Raw genomic sequence first — 717 nt, forward strand, 5'->3', positions numbered from 1 at the left:
CCACAGGCGGTTTTCCGCCGCCAGATTGGGCTCGGCCAGCAACACGTCTTCAAACAGCGAGCGGGTGAAGTAAGGAGCGGTATCGGCCACCGGCCAGGTCGGAAAGGCCTGGGGTCCCAGGTGATACTGCACGGCGGCAGACTGGGTAAAGATGTCATCCATCTGGCCGATTTGTCTGGAGGAGGTGAGATAAACGCCGCGCAGTCCGGGCTGTGCCGGGCCGCCATTGTAGAGAATGCCCTCCAGCAACTGAATCAGGTAACTGTGCAGCCCCTGTATCTGGCGGGTGAAGCTGAACAGCGGGCTGCGCTGGTTGAATCTGGTCGATAAGAAAGCCGTCCGGGTCAATGATGACCGCTTTTTCCCCAGCCAGCAGCTCCATTGCCAGTATTAGTTCAGCGGGATTGTTGCTGTGTTGCAATTTGAGAAATGTTGAATGTTATCTGCCCGCCGTTATCAGTTTTGATGCTCAGGGTGTGGCTTGTCATCAGTCGTTTAAATCCTTCAATTTCATACTATTGGATAAGAAATTTGGTAACTTACTGATATTTGGTTATTTGAATAATATTTTTATTTTGGATCGAAGATGATGGATTGGGTATTTCGCAGGGCAAGATCGTGAATATTTTGTTAAAAAAATCAGATTTGACCGACAGTAATAGTTATGATCTCATACTCTCTTTTTGAGAGCAAAAACCATGTGCTTTGATATTTTTA

The 717-nt window shown here is 48.0% G+C and carries 1 pseudogene; it reads right to left on the reverse strand.

From position 1 onward, the window contains the following. A pseudogene (locus tag ABR397_RS23020) lies at positions 1 to 318 on the reverse strand (type VI secretion system protein); the annotation flags it as partial. Between the last annotated feature and the right edge of the window lie 399 nt (positions 319 to 717).

The organism is Photorhabdus viridis (assembly GCF_040256935.1).
GTDB lineage: Bacteria > Pseudomonadota > Gammaproteobacteria > Enterobacterales > Enterobacteriaceae > Photorhabdus > Photorhabdus viridis.